At 62.3% G+C, this 6,270-nt stretch carries 6 protein-coding genes; 3 read left to right on the top strand and 3 right to left on the bottom strand.

The annotated features are described in order from the left end of the window. Positions 1-491: 491 nt before the first annotated feature. Both rplJ and rplL read left to right on the top strand, forming a co-directional pair. Complete coding sequence (gene rplJ / locus RUH75_RS22905; RefSeq protein WP_313809518.1) at positions 492-1,007, top strand: 50S ribosomal protein L10; 516 nt, start codon at positions 492-494, stop codon at positions 1,005-1,007. Positions 1,008-1,088: 81 nt separating this feature from the next. Further along, complete coding sequence (rplL, locus tag RUH75_RS22910) at positions 1,089-1,463, top strand: 50S ribosomal protein L7/L12 (RefSeq protein ID WP_313809519.1); 375 nt, start codon at positions 1,089-1,091, stop codon at positions 1,461-1,463. A 419-nt stretch (positions 1,464-1,882) separates the two neighbouring features. Here the strand turns inward: rplL and RUH75_RS22915 are convergent, their stop codons facing one another. After that, positions 1,883-3,256 (bottom strand): porin, encoded by a 1,374-nt coding sequence (locus RUH75_RS22915; protein WP_313809520.1) that lies wholly within the window; start codon positions 3,254-3,256, stop codon positions 1,883-1,885. An 81-nt stretch (positions 3,257-3,337) separates the two neighbouring features. Beyond that, entirely contained in the window at positions 3,338-4,216 is an 879-nt protein-coding gene (locus tag RUH75_RS22920; protein ID WP_313809521.1) for an N-formylglutamate amidohydrolase, read from the bottom strand. A gap of 152 nt (positions 4,217-4,368) precedes the next feature. Here RUH75_RS22920 and cpdR point away from each other — a divergent pair, with 152 nt between their 5' ends. Continuing rightward, positions 4,369-4,746 (top strand): cell cycle two-component system response regulator CpdR, encoded by a 378-nt coding sequence (gene cpdR / locus RUH75_RS22925; RefSeq protein ID WP_313809522.1) that lies wholly within the window; start codon positions 4,369-4,371, stop codon positions 4,744-4,746. 7 nt (positions 4,747-4,753) lie between these two features. Here cpdR and RUH75_RS22930 read toward each other — a convergent pair whose 3' ends face one another. Continuing rightward, positions 4,754-6,088 carry a dicarboxylate/amino acid:cation symporter gene (locus RUH75_RS22930; RefSeq protein WP_313809523.1) on the bottom strand — a complete coding sequence of 445 codons (1,335 nt, stop codon included), beginning with the start codon at positions 6,086-6,088 and terminating at the stop codon, positions 4,754-4,756. Between the last annotated feature and the right edge of the window lie 182 nt (positions 6,089-6,270).

The following is a 6,270-nucleotide window of genomic DNA, read 5'->3' on the forward strand; positions in this document are numbered from 1 at the left end:
AGCTCGCAAGCATCATGCTATGGCTCAAATGATTAAATCGTCACTACAGCCTAGAGCACCCACCCGCATATATTCGCAACATGTTCCTGCGAAGGCAGGAACCCAGTTCCCAGCTTGCATGAACGGGTGAAGTTTGAACCGGGCTCTCACGAGCCACTCGTCTCGTTCGAGTGCCTTCGCGGGAGCACGGCGACCTCCAGATCAACTATGGGTTGATTTTGAACCGCCTCCCCTGTAAAGGCCCGCCGCAGCGGACCCCTTCGGGGTCTTCCGTCCGAGACAGTCGGTGAAGGGAATATGCCCTTCTTAATTTCCGGCCTAGACGGGGAAAAGTTCTTTGCCGGCCGGGCTTTCGCCTGTCCGGGTCTGCCTGTTCCTTCAGAGGATGCGGGCCAGTCGATCTCTCCCCTTCGGACCAATGCCCCGCGATTCGTCGCGGGTTTTTGCCGTTCGTCCGGATTTTCCGGTCGGACATGAAGTGGAGTAATGGCATGGATCGTAATCAGAAAGCTGAGGTCGTTTCCGCGCTGAACGCATATCTGGCGGATGTTGGCGTGGTCGTCGTGACCCGTAACCTCGGCATGACGGTCGCCCAGTCGACCGTCCTGCGTCAGAAGATGCGCGAAGCCGGTGGCACCTACAAGGTTACGAAGAACCGCCTCGCCAAGATCGCCCTTGGTGGCACCGATTATGCCGGGATCAGCGACCTGCTGACCGGCCCGGTCGGCCTCGCCTCCTCGGCCGATCCGGTCGCAGCCGCCAAGGTTGCGGTCGAATTCGCCAAGACCAACGACAAGCTTGAGATCGTTGGCGGCGCGATGGGCGATGTGATGCTGAACGCGGAGGGCGTCAAGGCGCTCGCCTCGATGCCGTCGCTGGATGAACTGCGTGCGAAGATCGTCGGGTTGCTCGTTGCACCCGCGACCAAGCTCGCAACCGTCACCCAGGCACCGGCTGCCCAGCTCGCACGGGTCTTCAACGCCTATGCGGAAAAGAACGCGGCCTAAGCGCCACGCCTTTTCCAAACGGAACGTTTTCAACTCTCAATTTATGGGGCTTTGGCCCCGCCCAGAAGGGAAATTAGTAACATGGCAGACATTAACGCACTGGTCGATCAGCTCTCGGCCCTGACCGTCCTCGAAGCCGCTGAACTCTCGAAGGCTCTGGAAGAAAAGTGGGGCGTTTCGGCCGCCGCTGCCGTCGCCGTCGCCGCTCCGGCTGCTGGCGCCGCTGCTCCGGCTGCTGAAGAGCAGACCGAATTCGACGTCGTTCTCACCGGCGACGGTGGCAAGAAGATCAACGTCATCAAGGAAGTCCGCGCCATCACCGGCCTGGGCCTGACCGAAGCCAAGGCGCTCGTCGAAGGCGCGCCGAAGGCTGTCAAGGAAGGCGTCAGCAAGGACGAGGCCGAGAAGGTCAAGAAGCAGCTGGAAGAAGCCGGCGCGACCGTCGAACTCAAGTAATTGGGTCACAAGCCCCGCGCGAGCGGGGCTTGGCTTCCCGGCTTCGGCTGGAGAAATCAGGGCGGAACCTTCGGGTTCCGCCCTTTTTCCTGTCGGAGAGCCAGAGGACAGCTTTGGGTGGATGGCGGACGGTCGGCTTAGCTGAGCATTCCTCAATACGCACCGTGTTCCTGCGCAGGCAGGAACCCAGTCCCGCCCTCACTTCGTCATGGCAACGTCTGAACTGGGCTCCTGCCTTCGCAGGAGCACGTCACGCTTAATGACCAGTATTGGCCAAAACCACCCAATCATTTTCCACTGTCCTACAACCACCCGCGCAGGCTATCGCCAGCCCGGCTCTTTGAAATAGGAAAATCCCCAAAAACCGGCGCGCTCCTGCACCATCACCGTGTCACCTATGTCACCCAAATCCTACAGGATCAGAAATCCAGCTCCGCCCGCCAACCGACGACATCCACGCCATAATCGGCCCGCGATCCCGCCAGAATCGCCGCATCCCGATAATCGATCCGCGCATAGTTGAGGTTGAACCGCAGGAATTCGATCGGCGTCCACACCAGCGCCGCGATATAGGCGTTCTGCCTACCCCCCACGATATCCCGGTCATCAAGGTCCAGATAATCGTACCGCAACGCCACCTGCCAGGCACCGGACCCGCCGCTCCCAACCGCCTTTTTCGGCCTGGTGCTGCCAAAAATGCCGTTCCTGTAACTGCGCGTTTCCCCCGTCAGGAAAGCCCCGATCTCCGCATAACCGCCGAAAAACACCGGATCGGCCAGTCCCGGCCGCGCCACCCGCAACCAATGCGCCTCGCCCGCCCACCAGAACGGCCCCTGCGTGCCCGCCAGTTCGACGCCATAATGGCTCTCCCCCTTGGCGGCGATGCGCGGCGTCGCCAGAAACCGGCTATTGGCGCTGTGCAGATAGGCCCGTTGCCGATAGCGCTGCGGCGTCTCCGACAGCCGCTGGAAATCGCGCCAATGGCCCGACAGCCCGAAATGCAGCTGCGTCCCGTCCCATTTAGGCGCGAACACAAGGCGGCCATCGACCCCATAGCTGTTATTTTCGTCGCCCCCTTCGGGACCATCCGCATCATTGGTCAGCGAATCGGCACTGTCGGAAAAAATCCCGGCCTGCGCCAACAGCGGCCCACTCTGATATTGCACCGACAGCCCCAGCCGCCGCTCGAACCCGAAGGCATCGGTAAAGGCTGCCCGCTCCATCACCGATCCGCTGGTGTCGCCGATCAGCTCGTCCAGCGACTGAAACTGGTTGTGATTGCCCAGCGTCGCCAGCCACTTACCCTTCTCATAGGTGATGAAAGTATCGACCAGATCGACACTATTATCCGACAGCTCCGTCTCCAGCTTGTAGCCGAAGCCGCCGCCCAGCTTCCCCTCCCCGCCCAGACGCAGGCGGCGCAGTTCATTGGAATAACCCTTCGCCCGGTCCTGCACGCTGGCCGGCGTCATCAGCAGGCCCGCATCATATTGAATGCGGCCCTTTACCTTGAAGCTCGCGGAGCCATTGCTGAAGACGGGACTGCCCTTCCAGCTGATCGCCGTCGCTGGAGCGACCTCAGCCTTGGGCGCGGCGGGCGCGGCCTGCGCCACGGGAGCCGAAGGCGGCGGCGCACTGCCCAGCCGCGCTTCCAGCCGTTCGACCTGCGCCTTGAGCGCCGCGACCTGCGCGCGCAGTTCGACGGCTTCGGTTTCGCTGATGGCCTGCGCCACGACCGGCGAAGGCATGATGCACATCGCCAGCCCGCCGGCCACTTGAGAGGTTCGGTTCATGAGGGTCCCCTGAAAATCAGGGACGCCAATATGAAAAATAAGTTACGGTTCAGGGTCTGTTAGATGACATTTTTATGACATTCATTCCGCAGCCAGCGCATAAAGCGATCGCGGCAGTTCCTGGGCCAGCGCCTTTGCGATGGCCGCCACCACGCCCTGCAGCCGTCCCAGCCCATCTCCCGGCTGATCCAGAACGCTGTCCAGATAGAGGCTGCGGTCGCATTCCAGTTGAATCGCATAAAGGCCATGAGCAGGTCGGCCATGCCGTTCGATCATATGATCCCCTGCATAGGGATGATTCTGCGCGACATGCAGGCCGTTCGCCGCCGCGACATCCGCCGCCAGCGTCATCAACCGGGCCGAAGCGCTGCGACCGAAACGGTCACCCAGCACCAGCCCCGGAGCCGGCGGCGGCAACGGCGGCATGGAATGCAGGTCGATCAGGATCGCATGGCCGTAAGCGTCGCGCGCCGATCGCATCAACCGCGCCAGCGTCGCATGATAGGGCCGGTGGTACCGTTCGATCCGGCGCTCGACCTCCGCCCAGCCAAGCGGCCGTTGCCAAAGCTCATGCGCGCCCGGCAGCCGGCGCGGTATCAGGCCCAGCCCGCCGCGCAATTTGGCGCTGCTCTGAAGGGCCATGCCATGCGGAATGGCCGTGACCATCCCGACGTCGATTTCCCGTTCATGCCGGTTGAGGTCGATCGTGGCGCGCGGCACCCGCGCCACCAGCACCGGAAAGCCCCGCTCGATCAGCGGCAAGGCCAGCAGATCGGCCCAGCGGTCCTCCAGCCGTTGCAGCACATCCTGCCGGACCCGTGCCTGCCCCAGCAGCGCCGCATCATAATCCCGACCCGCATGAGGCACGGAAATGACCACCGGACCGGACGGCATGGCCGGCTCGTAAAGATCATAGGCTGCTGTGGTTTCGGTCGGAACCGGCGGCGCGCTGTGTCCCAAATAATCTCCTTCCAACGGGCGTCCGCCAAAAATGGTTACTCTGCTGGATAATATTTACACCTTGTCGCATATATAGACGCTTCACGCCATCTGCGAAGGGTGGCGATCTGGGGTGTCGGCCGTAACGGGCCTGGGGCGAGATAAACGGGGCGATGGTTCGAATTCTGCTAGCCGAAGACGATGAAAGCATGCGCGCCTATCTGGCTCGTGCCCTGGAGCGATCGGGATATGACGTGGTCGCCGTCTCCACCGGTGCGGAGGCAGTGCCGCACATCGACAGCGACCGATTCGATCTGCTGCTGACCGACATCGTCATGCCGGAGATGGACGGGATCGAACTCGCCCAACACGCCGCCGCCATGGCGCCCGACATGCGGATCATGTTCATCACGGGCTTTGCCGCGGTCACGCTGAAGGCAGGAAAGGCGGTGCCGCAGGCGAAGGTCCTGTCCAAGCCCTTCCACCTGCGCGACCTGGTATTGGAAGTCGAACGGATGTTCGGCACCGAGAGCCTGACCGGCCTCAACTGACGGGCGTTCAGCCGGGCAGGACTTCTTCCATATCCGGCATGGGCGCCAGCGGCTGCCCGGCCATGGCCGCGGCGAATCGCTCGCGGTCGAGGCCCTTTTCCCAGACCGACACGACGACCGTCGCCACTGCATTGCCGATGAAATTGGTAAGGCTGCGGCATTCGCTCATGAAACGGTCGACGCCCAGAATCAGCGTCATGCCCGCCACCGGCACCGAAGGCACGATCGACAGCGTCGCCGCCAAGGTAATGAACCCGGCCCCCGTCACGCCCGCCGCGCCCTTGCTGGAGAGCATCGCCACCAGCAACAGCAATATCTGCTCCTCCAGGCTCAGATGCACATTCGTGGCCTGCGCGATGAACAGCGCCGCCAGGGTCATGTAGATGTTGGTCCCGTCCAGGTTGAAGCTGTAGCCGGTGGGAACGACCAGCCCGACCACCGATTTCCGGCATCCGGCGCGCTCCATCTTCTCGATCAGGCTGGGCAGGGCCGCTTCGGACGACGATGTCCCGAGGACCAACAGCAATTCAGCCTTCAGATAGCGTATCAGATGCAGGATGTTGAACCCCGCCAGCCGCGCCACGATGCCCAGCACCACCAGCACGAACAGCAGCGAAGTCAGATAGAAAGTCGCCACCAGCCCGGCCAGATTGGCGAGCGCGCCGACGCCATATTTGCCGATGGTGAAGGCCATCGCGCCAAAGGCACCCAAGGGCGCGGCCTTCATCAGCAACGACACCAACCTGAAAATGGCATGGCTGGCCGCTTCAAGCACCCTCATCAGCGGATCGGCCTTCTCCCCGATCATGACGAGCGCAATGCCGAACAGGATCGCGACGAACAGCACCTGCAGGATATTATGCCCATCCGCCACGGCCGAGATCAGCGTAGCGGGAATGATGTCCATCAGGAAGCCGATCAGCGTCCGGTCATGCGCCTGCTGCTGATATTCGGCCACCTTGCCGGCATCCAGCGTCGCTGGATCGATGTTGAGGCCCGCCCCCGGATGAACGACATTGGCGACGATCAGCCCGACGATCAGCGCCAATGTGGAAAAGGTCAGGAAATAGGCGAAGGCCTTCGCCGCGACGCGGCCGATCGCGCCCAGTTCCTTCATGCCCGCGACGCCCGTGACGATGGTCAGGAAGATGACCGACGCGATGATCATCTTGACAAGCTTGATGAAGGCCTCGCCCAGCGGCTGCAATGCGACGCCGGTTTCGGGGAAGAAATGCCCGATGGCAACGCCCAGCGCTATCGCGATCAGCACCTGGACATAGAGCTGGCGGTAGACAGGCAGGCGCGCGGCGACCCGATCAGGCGGCGTTGTCGATGGCAACATGATCTCTGGCGTCCCCTTTTCGCGCCGCAGCATATGGGCTGGCGGCACGCTGTCCAGAGGAATAGCGAAAAGCTGAAATTTCCTGCTTGCGCTACCTACCGCCCCCCGCTATTGGCCCACTCCACCGTGGGCGTGTAGCTCAGTGGTAGAGCACTGTGTTGACATCGCAGGGGTCGCAAGTT

The sequence above is a fragment of the Sphingobium sp. genome, assembly GCF_032153725.1.
Lineage (GTDB): Bacteria > Pseudomonadota > Alphaproteobacteria > Sphingomonadales > Sphingomonadaceae > Sphingobium.

Bases quoted from the DNA above. Each gene is read 5' to 3' on its own strand.
- rplJ (WP_313809518.1), top strand. From the start codon at position 492: ATGGATCGTAATCAGAAAGCTGAGGTCGTTTCCGCGCTGAACGCATAT.
- rplL (WP_313809519.1), top strand. From the start codon at position 1,089: ATGGCAGACATTAACGCACTGGTCGATCAGCTCTCGGCCCTGACCGTC.
- RUH75_RS22915 (WP_313809520.1), bottom strand. From the start codon at position 3,256: ATGAACCGAACCTCTCAAGTGGCCGGCGGGCTGGCGATGTGCATCATG.
- cpdR (WP_313809522.1), top strand. From the start codon at position 4,369: ATGGTTCGAATTCTGCTAGCCGAAGACGATGAAAGCATGCGCGCCTAT.
- RUH75_RS22930 (WP_313809523.1), bottom strand. From the start codon at position 6,088: ATGTTGCCATCGACAACGCCGCCTGATCGGGTCGCCGCGCGCCTGCCT.